The organism is Nakamurella sp. A5-74 (assembly GCF_040438885.1).
GTDB lineage: Bacteria > Actinomycetota > Actinomycetes > Mycobacteriales > Nakamurellaceae > Nakamurella.
The window spans coordinates 4461788-4478023 of record NZ_CP159218.1 but is presented as its reverse complement, the minus strand read 5'-3'; the positions used below and the strand labels follow the sequence as shown (position 1 = coordinate 4478023).

At 66.1% G+C, this 16236-nt stretch carries 17 protein-coding genes and 1 pseudogene; 6 read left to right on the top strand and 12 right to left on the bottom strand.

Annotated elements, in window-relative coordinates; genetic code table 11:
• Positions 1-112 precede the first annotated feature (112 nt).
• Positions 113-2806 carry a LuxR family transcriptional regulator gene (locus ABLG96_RS20600; protein ID WP_353649173.1) on the top strand — a complete coding sequence of 898 codons (2694 nt, stop codon included), beginning with the start codon at positions 113-115 and terminating at the stop codon, positions 2804-2806.
• A 915-nt stretch (positions 2807-3721) separates the two neighbouring features.
• Here ABLG96_RS20600 and ABLG96_RS20595 read toward each other — a convergent pair.
• Positions 3722-4117, bottom strand: a complete 396-nt coding sequence (locus ABLG96_RS20595; protein ID WP_353649172.1) for a RidA family protein — start codon at positions 4115-4117, stop codon at positions 3722-3724.
• Positions 4118-4204: 87 nt separating this feature from the next.
• Here ABLG96_RS20595 and ABLG96_RS20590 point away from each other — a divergent pair, with 87 nt between their 5' ends.
• Entirely contained in the window at positions 4205-5185 is a 981-nt protein-coding gene (locus tag ABLG96_RS20590) for a YafY family protein (protein WP_353649171.1), read from the top strand.
• A 234-nt stretch (positions 5186-5419) separates the two neighbouring features.
• Here ABLG96_RS20590 and ABLG96_RS20585 read toward each other — a convergent pair whose 3' ends face one another.
• The 4 genes from ABLG96_RS20585 to ABLG96_RS20570 form a co-directional block, all read right to left on the bottom strand.
• Positions 5420-5761: a hypothetical protein gene (locus ABLG96_RS20585; RefSeq protein WP_353649170.1), complete on the bottom strand. Its 342-nt coding sequence runs from the start codon at positions 5759-5761 to the stop codon at positions 5420-5422.
• Between the two features lie 3 nt (positions 5762-5764).
• Complete coding sequence (locus ABLG96_RS20580) at positions 5765-6223, bottom strand: NUDIX domain-containing protein (protein WP_353649169.1); 459 nt, start codon at positions 6221-6223, stop codon at positions 5765-5767.
• 98 nt (positions 6224-6321) lie between these two features.
• Positions 6322-6846 carry a pyridoxamine 5'-phosphate oxidase family protein gene (locus tag ABLG96_RS20575; protein WP_353651608.1) on the bottom strand — a complete coding sequence of 175 codons (525 nt, stop codon included), beginning with the start codon at positions 6844-6846 and terminating at the stop codon, positions 6322-6324.
• A 128-nt stretch (positions 6847-6974) separates the two neighbouring features.
• The gene (locus ABLG96_RS20570) at positions 6975-7433 is read right to left on the bottom strand and encodes a phosphotransferase (protein WP_353649168.1); all 459 of its coding nucleotides are present in this window, start codon (positions 7431-7433) and stop codon (positions 6975-6977) included.
• 53 nt (positions 7434-7486) lie between these two features.
• Between ABLG96_RS20570 and ABLG96_RS20565 the strand changes: the two genes are divergently transcribed.
• Positions 7487-8752, top strand: coding sequence for an IS256 family transposase (locus tag ABLG96_RS20565; RefSeq protein ID WP_353649167.1), 1266 nt, complete (start codon positions 7487-7489; stop codon positions 8750-8752).
• A gap of 4 nt (positions 8753-8756) precedes the next feature.
• Here the strand turns inward: ABLG96_RS20565 and ABLG96_RS20560 are convergent, their stop codons facing one another.
• The gene (locus ABLG96_RS20560; RefSeq protein ID WP_353651607.1) at positions 8757-9269 is read right to left on the bottom strand and encodes a phosphotransferase; all 513 of its coding nucleotides are present in this window, start codon (positions 9267-9269) and stop codon (positions 8757-8759) included.
• Positions 9270-9626: 357 nt separating this feature from the next.
• On the opposite strand from ABLG96_RS20560, the gene ABLG96_RS20555 reads away from it, so the two are divergent.
• On the top strand, positions 9627-9791 hold the full coding sequence (locus ABLG96_RS20555) for a hypothetical protein (protein WP_353649166.1): 165 nt from the start codon (positions 9627-9629) through the stop codon (positions 9789-9791).
• Here ABLG96_RS20555 and ABLG96_RS20550 read toward each other — a convergent pair.
• Positions 9792-10194 (bottom strand): annotated as a pseudogene (locus ABLG96_RS20550) (class I SAM-dependent methyltransferase).
• Here ABLG96_RS20550 and ABLG96_RS20545 point away from each other — a divergent pair.
• A complete protein-coding gene (locus tag ABLG96_RS20545) occupies positions 10138-10350 on the top strand; it encodes a hypothetical protein (RefSeq protein WP_353651631.1) in 213 nt (70 codons plus the stop codon). The pseudogene ABLG96_RS20550 and the gene ABLG96_RS20545 sit on opposite strands and share 57 nt — an antisense overlap.
• A 146-nt stretch (positions 10351-10496) precedes the next feature.
• Here the strand turns inward: ABLG96_RS20545 and ABLG96_RS20540 are convergent, their stop codons facing one another.
• The 3 genes from ABLG96_RS20540 to ABLG96_RS20530 all read right to left on the bottom strand — a co-directional run bounded on the left by ABLG96_RS20540 (position 10497) and on the right by ABLG96_RS20530 (position 12259).
• Positions 10497-10970 carry a 2'-5' RNA ligase family protein gene (locus ABLG96_RS20540; protein ID WP_353649165.1) on the bottom strand — a complete coding sequence of 158 codons (474 nt, stop codon included), beginning with the start codon at positions 10968-10970 and terminating at the stop codon, positions 10497-10499.
• 438 nt (positions 10971-11408) lie between these two features.
• Complete coding sequence (locus ABLG96_RS20535) at positions 11409-12008, bottom strand: phosphotransferase (RefSeq protein WP_353649164.1); 600 nt, start codon at positions 12006-12008, stop codon at positions 11409-11411.
• A gap of 44 nt (positions 12009-12052) precedes the next feature.
• A complete protein-coding gene (locus tag ABLG96_RS20530; protein ID WP_353649163.1) occupies positions 12053-12259 on the bottom strand; it encodes a hypothetical protein in 207 nt (68 codons plus the stop codon).
• Between the two features lie 211 nt (positions 12260-12470).
• On the opposite strand from ABLG96_RS20530, the gene ABLG96_RS20525 reads away from it, so the two are divergent.
• Positions 12471-13487, top strand: a complete 1017-nt coding sequence (locus ABLG96_RS20525; RefSeq protein ID WP_353649162.1) for a DUF932 domain-containing protein — start codon at positions 12471-12473, stop codon at positions 13485-13487.
• Positions 13488-13506: 19 nt separating this feature from the next.
• On the opposite strand, the gene ABLG96_RS20520 is transcribed toward ABLG96_RS20525, so the two are convergent.
• Together ABLG96_RS20520 and ABLG96_RS20515 are read right to left on the bottom strand one after the other, a co-directional pair.
• Positions 13507-14064 carry a KUP/HAK/KT family potassium transporter gene (locus ABLG96_RS20520; protein ID WP_353651606.1) on the bottom strand — a complete coding sequence of 186 codons (558 nt, stop codon included), beginning with the start codon at positions 14062-14064 and terminating at the stop codon, positions 13507-13509.
• Between the two features lie 874 nt (positions 14065-14938).
• Complete coding sequence (locus ABLG96_RS20515) at positions 14939-16228, bottom strand: amino acid permease (RefSeq protein ID WP_353649161.1); 1290 nt, start codon at positions 16226-16228, stop codon at positions 14939-14941.
• Positions 16229-16236 lie beyond the last annotated feature (8 nt).

Sequence of the window (16236 nt, the reverse complement as noted above, 5' to 3'; positions counted from 1 at the left end):
CCACAACAACAATCGCGTGCCCGGTGGCGTCGTCGCGTCGGTGGAAACCACCTAGATCCGATGGCACCTACCGGTCCAGTGGCCACGTAGAAACAGAACTAGAATGCAGAACGTGCGGAACCCGGCGACGTCTTCTACCCCGGTCATTGGTAGGCGGGTCGAGATCGCCCGGATCGACGAGTTGCTCGACACGGCTCGCAATGGACGGGGAGCGGTTCTCGTCCTGCGCGGGCCTGCTGGCATCGGCAAGAGCCGACTGCTCGAGCAAGCCACCGGCGCGGCGACCGGATACGACGTCGTCACGGCCTGCGGAACGGAGTTCGAGGCCGACCTGCCGTTCGCCGCGTTGCACCAGCTCTGCGCCCCGCTGCTCTCCCAGCTCGACGACCTGCCTGCGCCGCACCGCGACGCGCTCCGGGTCGCGTTCGGGCTCGCCGCCGGCACCCCGGAGGTGTTTCGCATCGGCTTGGCGACCCTGGAGCTGTTGGCGCGAGCCGCCCGGAACCGGCCGTTGTTGTGCGTGATCGACGATGCCCACTGGCTGGACAGCGCGTCGACGCAAGCGTTGACGTTCCTCGCCCGGCGGATCACCGTCGAACGGATCGCCATGATGTTCGCATTCCGCACACCGTCTCCAGTGGACGAGCTGGATCGGCTGCCGGGCCTGGTGATCGATGGGTTGAGCGATGCCGAGGCGCGGACGCTCCTGGCGTCGCAGAGCCATGTAACGCTCGACGAACAGGTACGTGACCGGATCCTGACCGAGGCCCGCGGGCATCCGCTGGCGTTGCTCGAAATGCCTACCGCCGGCGGCTTCGCCCCGCTGGACTTTTCCTCGGTGCCGACCCGGATCGAACGCGGTTTCGTCGAACGGCTGGACACGCTGCCCGAAGGTGCGCAAATGCTCATGATCGTCGCAAGCGCCGATCCGACCGGGGACCCTGGCCTGCTCTGGCCCGCCGCGCGCCTGCTCGACATTGATGTGCCAACCAGCACTGCTGCCGCGACCGCCACCGGGCTGGTTGAGTTCGGCACCCGCATCCGTTTCTGCCACCCACTCGCGCGGTCTGCGGTCTACCGAGTCGCGGACGCGGAGCGGCGTCGCAGCGCCCATCGGGTGCTGGCTGAGGCCACCGACGCGATCGCGGATCCTGACCGGCGGGTCTGGCACCGCGCACAGGCCGGCACCGGCCCCGACGACGACGTCGCCTCCGACCTGGAACGGTCCGCCGCTCGGGCTCAGGCACGCGGAGGCGTGGTCGCCGCGGCGGCCTTTGCCGAACGCGCGGCCGAGCTGACGCTGGATGCGGCACGTCGGATCGATCGGACCATCGCGGCGGCGGAGGCCCATCTGGAGGCGGGCGCCACCGATACCGCGGCGAGCCTGCTCGCTACGGTCGAAACCACGGGCCTGGACGCGCTTCGCTACGCCCAGGTCGATCAGCTGCGCGGCCGGATCGCATTCCTGCGACACAACGACGGAAAGGGCCCGGACCTCATGCTGCGCGCTGCGCGGCGGCTGGCCGAGGTCGACCCGCAGAAGTCGCGGGAGTGTCTGCTGGATGCGCTGGAGATGAGCATGGTCGTGGGCCGGGCACACGGTGTCATGGACCGGGTCCTGGAAGCGGCTCGGTCCACCGCGCCGGCAGCCGGTACACCCGACGTGCTCGACGCCCTGGCCGTCCTGTCCACCCAGGGGCACCTTGCGGCCGCTCCGCTGCTACGCAAGGCTCTTGACGGCGGCGACGAACCCCTCTGGGTGCGGCGCCCCGCGCTCTCCGTCATGATCGCCGGGGAGCTGTGGGACCAGCCTGTGCACGCGGAGATCGTGGAGTGGCTGCTCAAGACCGGTCGCGAGTCAGGCTCCCCGATGGGTCTGCGGCTGGGTCTCGCCCAGGCGACATCGAGGGCGGTGCTCACAGGCGACCTCGCCGAGGCGATGGCTGCGGTCGCCGAGGAAGAGGCGATCGCTGATGCGACCGGGACGATCCCGCTGAGCTATCCACGCCTGCACCTGGCCTCGATACGCGGGAACCGCGAGAACGCGCTTGAGCTGTTCGCCGAGGCCACGGCAGCTGCGACGGCTTCGGGTTCGGGACAGCTGATGGCCAACGTGCACTGGGCGGCGGCCGTGCTGCACAACGGCCTGGCCAACTACCCGGCCGCACTGGCCGCTGCGCAGCAGGCCAGTGTCCACGGGGACCTTCTCCTTGCCGGACTGGCACTGCCTGAACTGATCGAGGCCGCGGTTCGTTGCGGAGACCACGCGGCGGCGACCGTGGCGTTGAAGTCGTTGACCGAACGGACCTCCGCAGGCGGCACCGGGTCCGGTCTGGGTATTGCCGCCTACGCGCGCGGGCTGGTGACTGGCGACGAGGAGCACTACCGGCAGGCTGTTGAGCTCTTGCAGGACAGCCCCCTGTTGCCCTACCGGGGTCGGGCGCTTCTGCTCTACGGGGAGTGGTTACGACGTGAGGGTCGTCGGCGGGACTGCCGCCTGCACCTCCGCGCTGCGCACGACCTGTTCTCCGGGGCGGGGATCGACGCGTTCGCCGAGCGCGCCGCCGGTGAGTTACGTGCCACGGGCGAGAGGGCTCGTAGTCGCTCCGGGCCTGCGCAGGACGAGCTCACCATGCAAGAGCTAAACATCGCGCGACTGGTCGCCACCGGCGCGACTTCCAACGAGGTGGCAGCTCGGCTGTTCATCAGTCCTCGTACGGTCGACGCCCATCTGCGCAACATCTTCAGCAAGCTTGACATCTCTTCGCGCAGACAATTGCGGGACCGGCCCAAGATCGGCTCCTGACGACCCGGTGAGTCGGGCTATCCAAGAGCATCAGGCCTAGCGCTTGCGAGCTCGCCGGCTCTCAGGTGCGGGGGCTCGTTTGGGTCGGGCGCGCGCGTGCGCGTGCGCGCATTGTTCCCTGAGTGCCCATCAGCATCAGAAGTTGTGTGGGTGTCTCTGCCGCGTTGGCGAACGAATGGGGGTGTGGATATCGAGGTGTGGATATTGAACTCGACGGCCTCGCCAGAGGTGAGCACGAGGTCGTGCTCACCGAGCAGCAGGCGTAGGAGTACGTAGCTCACCGTGCGTGCCCGGCTCCGTTCAGGTGCGCGGATCACGGAAGTCAAACCACGAGCTGCGCGCTGAACGCCACGTCATCCAGTCACCACGGTCAACACAGTAAGGCGACAACAACAATGATCGAATCGTTACTGCCGGTCTACGACACTCACGGCCGGATGATGGGTCTCATCACCACAGAAGACCTCGCTGTTGGATCTGATGGTCGTTGCGATCTGTGCGCCTCGTCGCGGCCGCCGAGCCTGCATGTCAGCGATCTCATGTGCTGGCGAGGGCCGGATCTCCGCCAAACCTGCCGGGAGAACGGCCTCCGGGTCTCCGGGACTAAACGTGACCTCGCGGCGCGCCTTCACGATGCCGCAGTCCTCCCCAGCGAGATCGTCAACGTCGGGGGTGTGTGGAAGTGGCGGCCCGCACTTGACAGGGCAGAAACAACCGTCACATTATCGCCGATAATAATGATTATGTCAACCTGAAGACCCATTATTGCAGGTGATGACCGATGCGAGCCTCTCCCCACACAACTCCCGCACCCCATCGGCCCGAGGCTGCTGACAGCGGAATGCACGGGTGCTCAGCCGTGCCGCTCGCGCCGAGGTGTCCGGCGTGAGCGGCACAAACAGCCGCCAGCCGAGGTCAGGCGACGGCCGTTCCCTCAAGCTCGACCATCTGGCCGGGTACGGCCAGCCGCGTCACTTCGAGCATGGTCGTGGCCGGTGCAACCCCGGCTGCTCCGAGCCGCCCCGCCAAAACGCCGTAGTGCGGGAAGAGCTGATCGATAGACGTGGTGAACACGTTCAACCGCACCAGATTCGCCAGGGCCATACCCGCGTCGTTGAGCACCGCCTCGACATTGTCCACAGCCAATGCCAGCTGCGCACCCATGTCGCCTTCATGCCGGGGCTTCCCGTCGCTGCTCATGGCCGTCTGCCCCGAGATGTACAGGGTCCGAGTGCCTTCGACGACGAGTTCACCCTGATTGAACCCCATCTCCGACGACCAGGTGACCGGGTTGATTGCAGTGCGTTCCATCTTGGTTCCTTTCGAGAGACCTGCTGACAAGCACGAACCTCTCAGGGCAAGGTGACACCCGCTGTCACATATGGCTAGCGTCGCTGTGTGCGTGCCGAACGGTTGATCTCGCTGGTGCTGATGCTTCGTCAACGTGGAGTCGTCACGGCTGCGACGCTCGCTCAGGAGCTGGAGGTGTCTCGTCGAACGGTGCTGCGCGACATCGAGGCGTTGTCCCTGGCCGGCGTTCCTGTCTACGCCGAACGCGGTCGGTACGGAGGATTCGCACTGTTGCCCGGTTGGGAAGCCGACTTCGCCGGCCTGAACCAGGACGAAGCTCTGGCATTGCTCGTCGCGGGGCAGGGCCGCGGCGACGGTGCGCTGGGACTGGGCGCAGCGCTGTCCACGGCGGTGCGCAAGGTGGTGGATGTGCTCCCCGCCGGACATCGGGTCAGCGCAGGTGCAGCGGCGCGGCGCCTGCTGATCGAACCTGAGGCCGACCTTGTGACACGCGTGCCCGAGGCGGGCAGTGCGTCCACGTCCGCACTCATCGAGGTCCGTCGTGCGGTGACCGCCGGACATCAACTCCGCATCCACTACGCAGCTTCTGGACGAGCACCATCCTGGAGGACGGTGCACCCCATTGGCCTGGTCACCGCGCGAGACCGGGCCTACTTACTGGCGACCAGAGACGGCGCCGACCGCACCTACCGGCTGTCCCGAATCCTGGCGGCGCAGGAGCTTCCTCTCCCAGCCGAGCGGCTCGACCGAGTCGATCTCGAGCGTCTGTGGCGCGATCGGTGCGCGCAGTACCTCTCCGAAGTCGATCAAGTCACCGCGGTGGTGACGGCAATCCCCGCTCGGCAACACGATCTGGCACGTGCCGCGCTGGCTGTCCGCGTCGGCGAACCCACCATGGACGGCACGGTCCGGTTGGAGGTCACCTTCCAGGACATCGAGCATGCCGAGTGGGCACTGTGGCAGGTGGTCGACGACGTCGAAGTGCTGGCACCCGAATCCCTTCGCGCTCATCTACGTGACCGCGCCAACCGCATCGCGGCCCGCCATTCGTCACCCGCGCATCGGTGAGCTCGCTGACCTGCCGCTATGACACGGAGCTTGCAACGGATGCACGATTCGGTCAGCTGGCGGAGGGTGGTCTCGGCCTGCGGCGAAGCTGGTTGGCGGGGCTTCGGGGCGAGGGTCTTGCTCGTGAGCCTGCGTGCGGAGCTAGCCAGATCATGTCCGACGGACGCGGCATACCAAGAGATCCGATATTGCCGGTTCCCACTTATGCCCGAGAGCTGCTGTCTCCCAACGTGTTTACGTCAGGTGGGCAGGTCTGATGGGATCGGTGAACGACACCGGCTTTCCGGTGTTGTGGGCGTAGGCGATCTCCCGGCGCGTGGACTCGCCGATGTACCCGCCGGGGTTCACCACCAGAACTCGGTCGGCTAGATCAATCTTCTGCAGGTGGAGTTCGCCCAGGGCGACCTTCTGTTCGCGCGTGAGGTTGTCATTCGGCTCGTGATCCTCTGTGCGGGCGAAGATGCCTGGCGCGACGACGATGGCGCCTGCGAGCGTCAGGTGGCGGTTCGCTGTGAGCATCTCTGCCGCGAACCGGACAGACCCGCAGATGCACACGATCTCAGGTCGGTCGGGCATGGATCAGTCCTTCGGACTGAGCGAGAGAACTGCACGACTGACGATGTCTGGAATATCGGGGTTCGCCACCGGCCCGCTGCGCAGGGCTTCTGGCTGCCACCATCGGCCTGCGGTGATGATCTCTCCCGCGCTTGGGCCGGCGGGCCGCACTGCGGTTTCCGAGGACATGGTCAAGGCGAAGTAGACCGAACTGGCTCGGATCTCGGCGCCGGCGTAGCTGTAGGTGTGGGTCTCACTGTGGAACAGCTCTCCGAGCGCGGTCCCAGGAACGTCGATCCCGGTTTCCTCCCACAGCTCTCGCTGCGCTGCGGCCCGGGCAGTCTCCCCCGCCTCGATCCCGCCACCGATCGTGAACCAGAACGGGGTACCGGGATGCGTCGGATCGTGTCCGCTCAGGAGCAGGACCCGACCCCTAGGGCTGACCGGGATGACGCGCGCTGTCTGTCGATCGATGACGGCCATGCCCCCAGTGTCGCAAAGGACTCTCACGGACCGAGAGTCACTCCGGAAGTCAGGCAGCGGCTGATTCCAAACTTGCAACGAGTGTCGACGCACTTCCCTCAAGTCGATCGCGGTGCCATCCACATCTGGCGGGGTGCGTGACCTGTGCGTCGGAGCCAATGCTCGGTGTAGACGATCCGGGACGGCGTGATGATCGTCAGTGGGTCGCCCGGCGGCTCTGAAAGGGATCGGCCGCGTTCCACGTGGTCGGATTGCCAACGCACTGCCTCCCAGTACACGTCAGCGTCGGGATCGTCGCGTGGGATGGTGCGGGCGGTGCCGAACAGCTGAGCGCCGCGGCTGCTGGCCAGACCAACCAGCGGAGAAACGATGCCGACCGAAACGCGGGGGTCTCGCTGTAGGTTGCGGGACTTCACCGAGGCATCCCAGCTGGTGTAGAAGATCTCGAAGGCCAGGTGGAAGTACCGCACCGGGGTGGCTGTGGGTGATCCATCGGTGTTGGTCGTGGCGATGACGGCCGTGTTGTGCGTCGAGAGCAGGTTCAGGATGCGTTCCTCAAGCGCCTCGCGCGTGAGCTCCCCTGTCGGAGACTCTTCTGCGAGCCATGGGTTGGTGATCGGCATAGTCCAGGATCCCATCGTCCTGCGGGGACAGCACCAGCATGAGCCGGCCGGTCGGCACATTCTTGCCCTTAGACAGCACTCGCGTGCCGCTCGGGAGTCCGCTCGGTACTTCGACCCCGCGGCCGCAGTTATCCCAAGCGCCGTAGCGCTGTCTCGATCACGACCTCGATCCGAGACGTCATGCCAGCCGCATCAACGGGACGACGCCCAGCAACCTGACCGCGGATCCACTTCGGCTGACTGTCGTCATGGTGCAGCAGCGCGTACAGGTCCCACCACGGATTGAGAGGCACGCCGGCGATTGACTCATAGAGCGATCGAAGCTGGTCGGACCACTCGGGCGAATAGAGCGCCGCCAAGTATCGCCGGCAGTGCCCGATGTCGATCGCTCGCGACCCCCGGTGGGCGCCGTTCCAGTCGACCAAGCCGGTGATTCTCCCGCGCGACCACAACATGTTGACGGGCAGGAAATCACCGTGCAGGAAGGCATCAGTGTCCCTGGGCGGAGGCGGGGTTGAGTCCTGCAGAGTGGTGTACGACGACGATGTTGCTGGTGAGCGTGTCCTGCCTGAGGTAGGCGCGGTCACCGGGTGATCCTTCGAGTGATCTGCGAAAACCGACTCGAAGAAGGAGCATCACGATGACCGCTGTGCCCAGTATCGACCCTGAACGGTTCCTGCACGAGCATCTGGCCCAGGCCAGCCCTGATCTGATGCGGGACATGCTGTCCACGTTCGTGAACGCGTTGTTGTCGGCGCAGGCCGACGGTGTGTGTGGCGCCGGCTACGGCCTGCGGGATCCGGATCGGACGAATCAACGCAACGGGTACCGGCATCGGGACCTGGACACCCGCAGCGGCACGATCGATGTGGCGATCCCGAAACTGCGGGAGGGAACGTTGTTCCCGGAGTGGTTGCTGACCCGACGGCGGCGGGCGGAAGCCGCCCTGACCAGCGTCGTCGCGACGTGTTACCTGCTGGGGGTTTCCACCCGCAGGATGGACAAGTCGGTCCAGGCGTTGGGGATCACCGGCCTGTCGAAGTCCCAGGTGTCCGAGATGGCGAAGGACCTCGACGGTCAGGTCGAGCAGTTCCGGACCCGCCCGTTGGATGCCGGCCCGTACACGTTCCTGGCCGCTGACGCCTTGTCGATGAAGGTCCGGGAAGGCGGCCGGGTGGTGAAGATCGCGGTCATGGTCGCGACCGGTGTGAACGCCGACGGTTACCGCGAGATCCTCGGCGTGCAAACATCTTCGACGGAATCTGGTGCCGGGTGGCTCGCGTTCTTCCGGGATCTGCACGCCCGCGGGTTGACCAAGGCCGGCAAGGTCGCGATGGTGACCTCCGATGCCCACCAGGGACTGATCGAGGCCGTCGGTGCCACGTTGACCGGCACGTCCTGGCAACGCTGCCGAACCCACTACGCAGCGAACCTGATGTCGGCCACCCCGAAGAGCAGCTGGCCGTGGGTGAAGACCCTGCTGCACAGCGTGTACGACCAGCCTGATGCCCCCGCGGTACACGCCCAGTTCGACCGGGTCATCGACGCGCTCACGCAGAAGCTGCCCGCCGTGACCGCGCACCTGGAAGCAGCTCGCGAAGACATCCTGGCCTTCACTGCGTTCCCGAAAGAGATCTGGCGCCAGATCTGGTCGAACAACCCCAACGAACGACTGAACCGGGAAATCCGGCGCCGCACCGACGTGGTCGGGATCTTCCCCAACCGCGACGCCGTGATCCGCCTCGTCGGCGCTGTCCTGGCCGAGCAACACGACGAATGGACCGAGATGCGCCGCTACCTCGGCCTCGACGTCCTGACCCGAGCCCGCGCTGTCCTGGACAACCACCCTCTGCCCGAGAAGGAGGCAACCACCGACCCCACCACCATCGGTCAGCTCACAGCCTGACCGATCAACCAGCACGAGGGACCACCCCCACTCGTACACCACTCCACCGGGCTTGACCCGGAGGCGGCGCCGCCGCCATGACGCCGAACGCCGCCATCCACACAGCTGGTTTCTGTGCACCGACCGGTATCTGAAACTGGCTCGGAGGAACGATCCAGGAGTCCGTCCAGGGCCTGAAGTCTTTAGCGGGGAGATCGAGGGAATGAAGCAGTACAGCAAGTTCCGCGATCCTCGTCATCCACGATCGAGGGTCCGCCGGGCTGAGGTCGACATGCCCCTGCAACCGTGTCATGAGCATCGACGGCAAACCTCCGGTCGCAGCACCGGAGACATCGGAAGCCAGGACGCTCGGAACCGGGAGCCTAGTTCTCGCCACCAGACCGAGGTTGGCAATCTCCTTCTCCAAGGTCCCCTGCAGGTCGACGCAGCCGGGGTACTGCCGCAGTACGACGAACGAGCGCGCTCCATCTCGTTCAACGGTCAGCCGGTTCACAGCCGATGAAACGCCCCCGGTCATGCGGCGGTAGCCGACGACGCGACTGCCCTGACCCATCGACGACGCAACCCAGGCGAGAGTCTCCCCAGAGGGCCGGCGCTGCCTGAACCCGCCATCCCTCCAGTCGCCGCCGGTCACGAGCGGGAGCTTATTCGCAAGGGCACGGCGGCGCGGTCGAGGTGTCAGCTCCTGGAGACCGCGACCTGCGCAGTTGCTGTGGGTGTTGAAGTAGCTCCGGTCTCCAGCGGCTGTCGAGTTCGGCTGATCTGGAATCGCCACCCGGCGTGACGCGGATCCGATGGGTAGGTTGCAGGCGTGGCCGCGTCCGATGATGATTGCGCTCGGACCGCCGGGCCGGGCGCATCCGAAACACCCTCCGTGACGACCACTCTCGACTTCGACGCGGCGACGCGGGATCTTCAGCAGCTGGTGGATGCTCTGGCTGCGATCGAACAGGACGCGGACTTCGGCCCGATGTTCGCCGGAGTGTGGTTGGAGGCCACAGCTCTACCGCTGTACCTGTCGCGAGATCGCGCATCGTGATCAGCCGATCTCGATGGCCGCCCACTGATAGTGACTTCCGTTGTCTAACCAACCCCAGGTCTCGAAGGTGATCAGGTGACCGATCCCGCTCAGGAGCGATTGAACCTGTTCGTCGGTTCGCTGCTGGAACAGGCGCTCGTGTTCGTCGATCCGGGTGATGGGAGGAGTTGATCCCCAGAGGCCGATCGCAAGAAGGCTGCCCGTCCGGAGAACGCGCCGGAACTCATCGAGGGCCTGGGTGATCTCGTCGTCCGGTAGGTGCATCAGTGTGCTCATGCTCCATCCGGCGTCGGCTGTCATCGTTGAATGGAAGGTCAGTCGCCGATGCGACGGAGGTGTTCAGCCCTTGCTCGCGGCAGAGGGTGACGCCGACCTCCGACAGATCCACTCCGGTGTACGTCAGACCAGCTCGTTGCAGAAGGAGCCCGTCGCGGCCGCCACCGGCGCCGACCTCGAGGATGGAGGAGATCTGCTGGTCTCTGCATGTGCTGATGAACCATTCGATCTGGCTGTCTCGTTCTTCGCCGGCGGGGCGGCCTACCCGCGTCGTCAGCTCTGAGTCGTAATACCTCCGCGAGGCGCTGTCGTCCCACATGTCCCTGAACGCTACTGGGATTCAGGACACCAAGACGCTTGGCCGTTGGTGCTCGTTGGTGCTGTGGGCGCCCAGCCGGTGCCTGACCGGGCCGTCGCGGATTCGGCGCACTAGCCGAGCGTCTGATCACCGACGGTGCATTCGACGGTGCGCAGGCCATCGGGGTGACGCCGGTAGATCGTCAGCGATCGCGCCCAGCCCTGGACTGCGAGGCCCGCCGCTTGTGCCAGCATGGTTTCGGTTTCGGCTCGTCGGCGTCCGATCGTCATGTGAGGAACGAATCGCGGGGGGCTGGGCAGTCGCAGCGCTTCATAGGATCTGCGGTGCAGGTCGACGATGTGGTCATTGCCCGTGTCGGCCGTGAGGAACAGGTACTCGTCGTCCCAGAGCAGCGGGGTCGCGAGCCGCACGGGGAACGGCTTCATGGCCAAGGCCCGCAGCGCATCGAGATCGGACTCTTCAGGTATGGGGAAGATGATCGTGATGTGCGCGGCGACCGCATCCGCGAGAGGGTCCCACCGACCACGAAATTCCTCGACCTCAGCCAGATCGGCGTCCGGGAAGATCACACCGACCAGACTCATGTCGGCAGGGTAGTGATTAGAGCGCTTGATTCACCAGCTGCGCTATTCGGGGTGGGCGTGGTGGCGGAGCCAGCCTGCAGTCTGCCGAGTTCGCGTCGCTTCGCTGGTGGAGCTGCGCTCGCCGGAGAGCAAGGCGGCGACGGAGTCGGCCTCGTCCGCCTGGTCGTCGAGCCACGCGGCCCGCGCGCTGTAGATCATCGGGGTTCGGCGTCGGCACTTGGGGTTGGGTCATTGGGCATCCTCAATGGTGAGCAGATGTGTTGCGGGATAGGTGATCCGTGGTGCAACGCCGGAACGACCATCCAACCGGGCCGAAGCTGCCAGGCCGGCACTGTCCTGGTGGTCATCGTGGCCCCCGCGAAGTTGTCATGCCGTGATGCCGCACCCCGAGCACCGACACTCTCGTGGTTGTAAGGAGGTGACCGATCCCTGCGACTGTCATGGCTGGAGCTCCGAAGGGGGAAGCTGCACCGCACTCAGGTCCAGGTGAGCCAGGACGGCATCGACGGTCTCTTCCGCCGTAAGTCGGGTGCTATCAATCCACCAGCCGCGCCGGGACGTCTGCTCACGCAAGATCCGGTGCAGCTCGGTCGCTCTCCACGCCGCGTTGTAGGCGTTCTTGGATCGCCCCTCCTCGCGCTTGACGATCTCAACCAGCTCCGGGTTGAGCACGACCAGGTGCACCTCCGGCCAGGGCAACATGGCAAGGAAGTGTTCGAGCATCTCGCCGATGATCACGTCCTCGATGACGACATCGAAGCCGCCGTCCGAGTATCGGGCGGCAACATCAACTGCAGCTCGGTAGCGCATGAGCAGCTGCGCCGTCGCCTCGCTGTCGGATCGGGGCGACATGTCGACCCTGCCAGTCACCACCATGGCCCTGATGCCGTCGCCGGCGACGTGCACGCCACGCTCGAAGCGTTTGGCCAGCAGCTCCCCAACCGTGGACTTGCCGGCGCCCGGGATCCCGGTCAGCACAAAGATGCGCGGCGATCTCCGCTTGAGATCAGAGGCAGGCAACGGCGCATCGGTAGACACCTAGGGCTCCCTTTTGCACTGCGGTCCCAGCCCTGCCGCGCGAACTACTGGCCAGGACGAGGGGTGGTGCCGCCTTCGTCGTCGTCGTTCGCGCTGAGCTTGTCCAGGGCGTCGTAGTTCAGTGTCCGTCCGGTCTCAGATGCCATCCGCTCGATGTCCGCGAGCTCGTAGATCCCGCCGAGTTTGAGCCGAGCGACGGGCTCAGGAAACCACGTCTTCGCCATCAGTTGCGTGACCCGCGCTCGACTCACGCCCAGGAGTGCACCAAGTTCCGCTGCTCCGAGTAATCGCACGGTGTTGATAGTAGCCATGCGCAGATGCTAACCCGCATAGTCCCTATCTGCCTAGCCTCAAAATACCTAGCGGTAGGTAGTTGCAGACTAGGCAGATGGGTAGTACTATTGAGGTATGCCGATGAGGCCGGATCGACCGGCCGAGGCAGACCGAAGGGGAGAGCTTCCAATGGCTCACAACATCGAGCAGTTCGCGGATGGCAGCAGCGCGTTCGTGTCGGCGCGGGAGCACGCGTGGCACCGGCTGGGCACGGTCGTGCCGCAGGAGTTCACCGCTGCCGAGGCGATGCAGTACGCGCATCTGGGCGGGTGGAACGTGCGGAAGTCGCCGCTCACCACGTCGGTCCTGTCGGCCGAGGGTGTGACCACAGTGGAGGTGCCGGACCAGTTCGCCACCCTCCGGACAAACCCGAAGACCGGCACCCCGGAGGCCCTGGGCGTGGTGGGCAACGGGTACCGGCCGATCCAGAACGAGGAACACGCGGACCTGCTCAATACGCTGGTTTCCGAGTCCGGGGCGCACTTCGAGACCGCCGGCAGCCTCAAGGCCGGCCGTCAGGTGTTCATCACCATGAAGGTCCCTAACACGCTGATGGTCGGTGGCCGCGACGCGGTCGATCTGTACCTGGTGGCCCTCAACAGCCACGACGGCAGCAGCGCGTTCCGGTTGCTGGTGTCGCCGGTGCGGGTGGTGTGCGCCAACACGCAGGCCGCCGCGATCCAGTCCGCGAAGTCGTCGTATTCGATCCGGCACACCTCCGGTGCCGCCGGGTACGTGGCGGAGGCCCGTAACGCGCTGGGTCTCACGTTCAAGTTCGCGGAGGCGTTCCAGGCCAAGGCCGACGCCATGATCAGCGAGCAGATCAGCCGCGACGAGTTCGACGCGTTGATCGGCGCGGTGTGGTCCTCCGATGCGGCGGACTCCGGCAGCAAGCGGGCCCGCACCATCCAGGCCGACCGCAGCCGGGAGCTGCGCCGCCTGATGTGGACCGCCGACACGAACGAGAACATCCGGGGCACCCGGTGGGCGGCGTACCAGTCCGTCACCGAGTACCTGGACCACACGGCCCCGGTGTCCAAGTCCGTCGGCCGCAGCGCCGCCGACGCTGCCCGCGCGGAACGGGCGCTGACGTCCTCGACCGTCGAGAGCGTGAAGGTCCGGGCGTTCGACCTGCTGACCGTGTGATCAGTGGCGGGCCAGGAAGTTAGAGTCCGCGCAGGATCCCGGGTCGGGCCACAATATGCGGCAGACCGGTCGCCGCCAGCACCACGAACCAGAGCACCATCACCGGCCCGAACAGCCGCCCGATGCGGTGGGTGCCCAGGCGCTGCACCAGAAACAACCCGGTGACGATGGCGATACCGATCGGCAGCACCACACCGTGCGCGCCCGGGGCGACCACCTCGACACCTTCGATAGCCGAGAGCACCGAGATCGCCGGCGTGATCAGGCTGTCACCGTAGAACAGCGACGCGCCGACCACCCCCAACACCATGGCCAGGGCGACTCGGCGGCTCCGGGCCCGCAACTTCTCCCGGATCAGCGCGGCCAACGCCATAATCCCGCCCTCGCCGTCGTTGTCAGCCCGCAGAATGTAGGCCACGTACTTGATCGACACGATCACCGTGACCGACCAGAAGACCAGCGACACAACGCCGTACACATCCTCCGCGGTGGGCTGGACCGCGTTGCCATCGATCGAAAAGACGGTCTGCATCGCATACAACGGGCTGGTCCCGATATCGCCGAACACCACTCCGATCGCGCCCAGGGCGAGCCCGAACAGTCAGCCGCTGTGCACCGCCGGATGATCCGGATTTCCCCGCTCCGCCCGCGGCCCAGCATCCGCATCTGCAGTCAGTTCGACGTCACTGGACGTCTCGGTCCCAGCTTCGCTCAAAACCCGGCCTGCGGCCTCGGAAGGTGGTTTGCGGTCATCAGCGCCGGTCATAACACGCAGTGTGCCCGACCACCAGCGCTACCCAGACACCCACCTACCAGGTCAGACCTGAGAGATCCTGGAGATACGGCACATACATCAGCGTCGGTGACAGCGCCTCCTGCGATGGATCGACGCGCTGGACCGCTCAGTCCGACAAGACCGGATGAGCGGCCTCGCTGCCAGATTCGATCCGGCATAGTCGACGTCCCGAGACTGTGCCGTGGCAGTAGACCGCGACCCGCAGCGACAACATCGACTGGGACCAGAGTGACGATGTCCGCTTGCCGTGTCCGGTTTACAACGTCTCACAACCTCGAATCGCATCCGGACACGGGAACCGTTACAACGTCTCGCAAACAATCGTTCGCGGACACAGGTAGCAGTTGGAAAGTGGTGTCCGGGGCTATTCGATCCTGAGATCGGAGTTGTCCGGGACGGCGTCGAGCGTCCGGGAAGCTGTGCGTCGAACTCGATCCACCGCCGAACGCGAGCGACCACGGTGGCGACCGTACGGGTGTCTTCGTCCTGCTCCGGAGGGGCAATCAGGACGCACTGGCACACGGCCAGTGGAGCGCTGTCGGGGTGCTCGCACACAGCCCTGAAAAACATCTGCTGCCTGCCCGGCCATTTGTCGAGGAGCGCGCACGTTGCCGATGAACCGAGAGCTGTGACAGCGAGCGTCGGCAAGCTGTCCTCATGTCGAGTGCGGGCTCGTCTGCTTCTTGTTGGATGGGTTGCTCAGGGACCGGGAGAGGAGCCGACTCAGGAGTGCCAGCACGACGACCGCCACCGGGATGAGCGCGTGCTGGGCCGCGGTCGGCACCACCAACACAGTGATCACGAGGGTGCTGATTGCCGCGACCCGGCCCCCACCGGTGAGTACCCGCACAGCGGCCGCTGCGGCAATGACGTAGACGGCGACGACCAGGGTCGACGGGATCACGACGAGGGTGTCGGTGCCCCAATCGCGCCAGGCGGCAATGGCAAGGCCGGCGGCGGCGATGCCGGACACCGCCAGAACCCCACCCACCGGCACTCCGTTGCGGTTGATGGTGGCGATCGGGGTCGGTAGCCAACGGTCGGCCGCGAGGGAGTGACCGAGCCGGGAGACGCCGGCGATGAACGCGTTGGTGGTGCCGAGGCTGATGACCACAGCGATCACGGCTGCGACAGGGCCGGCCGCCGCCCCGAGCGCCTCCTGCAGCAGGATGCCGATCGCGACGCGGTCCGTCGCGGGATCACCGTAGGTGCCGGTCAGGACGACAGCGCAGGCCGTCCCGAGGTACAGGACGCTGACGATGACAACCGTGGCTGCGACCGCTCGGGGCACGTCACGATCCGGATCCCGGAACTCTCCCACCAGGTGTGAGATGGCTTCCCATCCGGCGAAGGCGAAGAACAGCACAACCACCGCCGACCCGATGGGCGCAACTCCCTGTGGGGCAAAGGGTGTCAGCTCTTCGAGTCGCATGCGCGGCACCGTCACCGCGATGATCAGGGCGAGAGCAAGACCGACCGACCCTGCCAGCCACAGCTGTGTGCGCGCACTCACCCGCACCCCGAGCAGGTTCGCGCCGGTCGCCACCAGCAGGATCAGGACAGCCACCCCGATCGCCGCGCCCCCACCCAGATCGCAGGCGTCAGCAACGTAGTAGCCGCCGGTCAGCGGCACGATCGTCTGACCGACAGAGCCGGCGACGAAGAACAGCCATCCGGTGATCCCACCGGCCGTCGGTCCGAACCCCGCCCGCGCGTAGGACGCGACGCCCCCGGCATCAGGAAAGCGGCGCGCGAGAGCCGCGAACATCACCGCCAGCGGAACACCCAACAGGCTCGCGATCGCCCAGGACACCAGCGATGCGGGCCCCGCCATGGAGGCGACCTGCCCGGGCAGGACGAGTACCCCTGCACCCAGGATCGCCGATACGTACAGAGCGATCCCCTGCCCCACGCCGATGTGCTTGACGAAACCGTTTCCTGCCATGCGCCGAC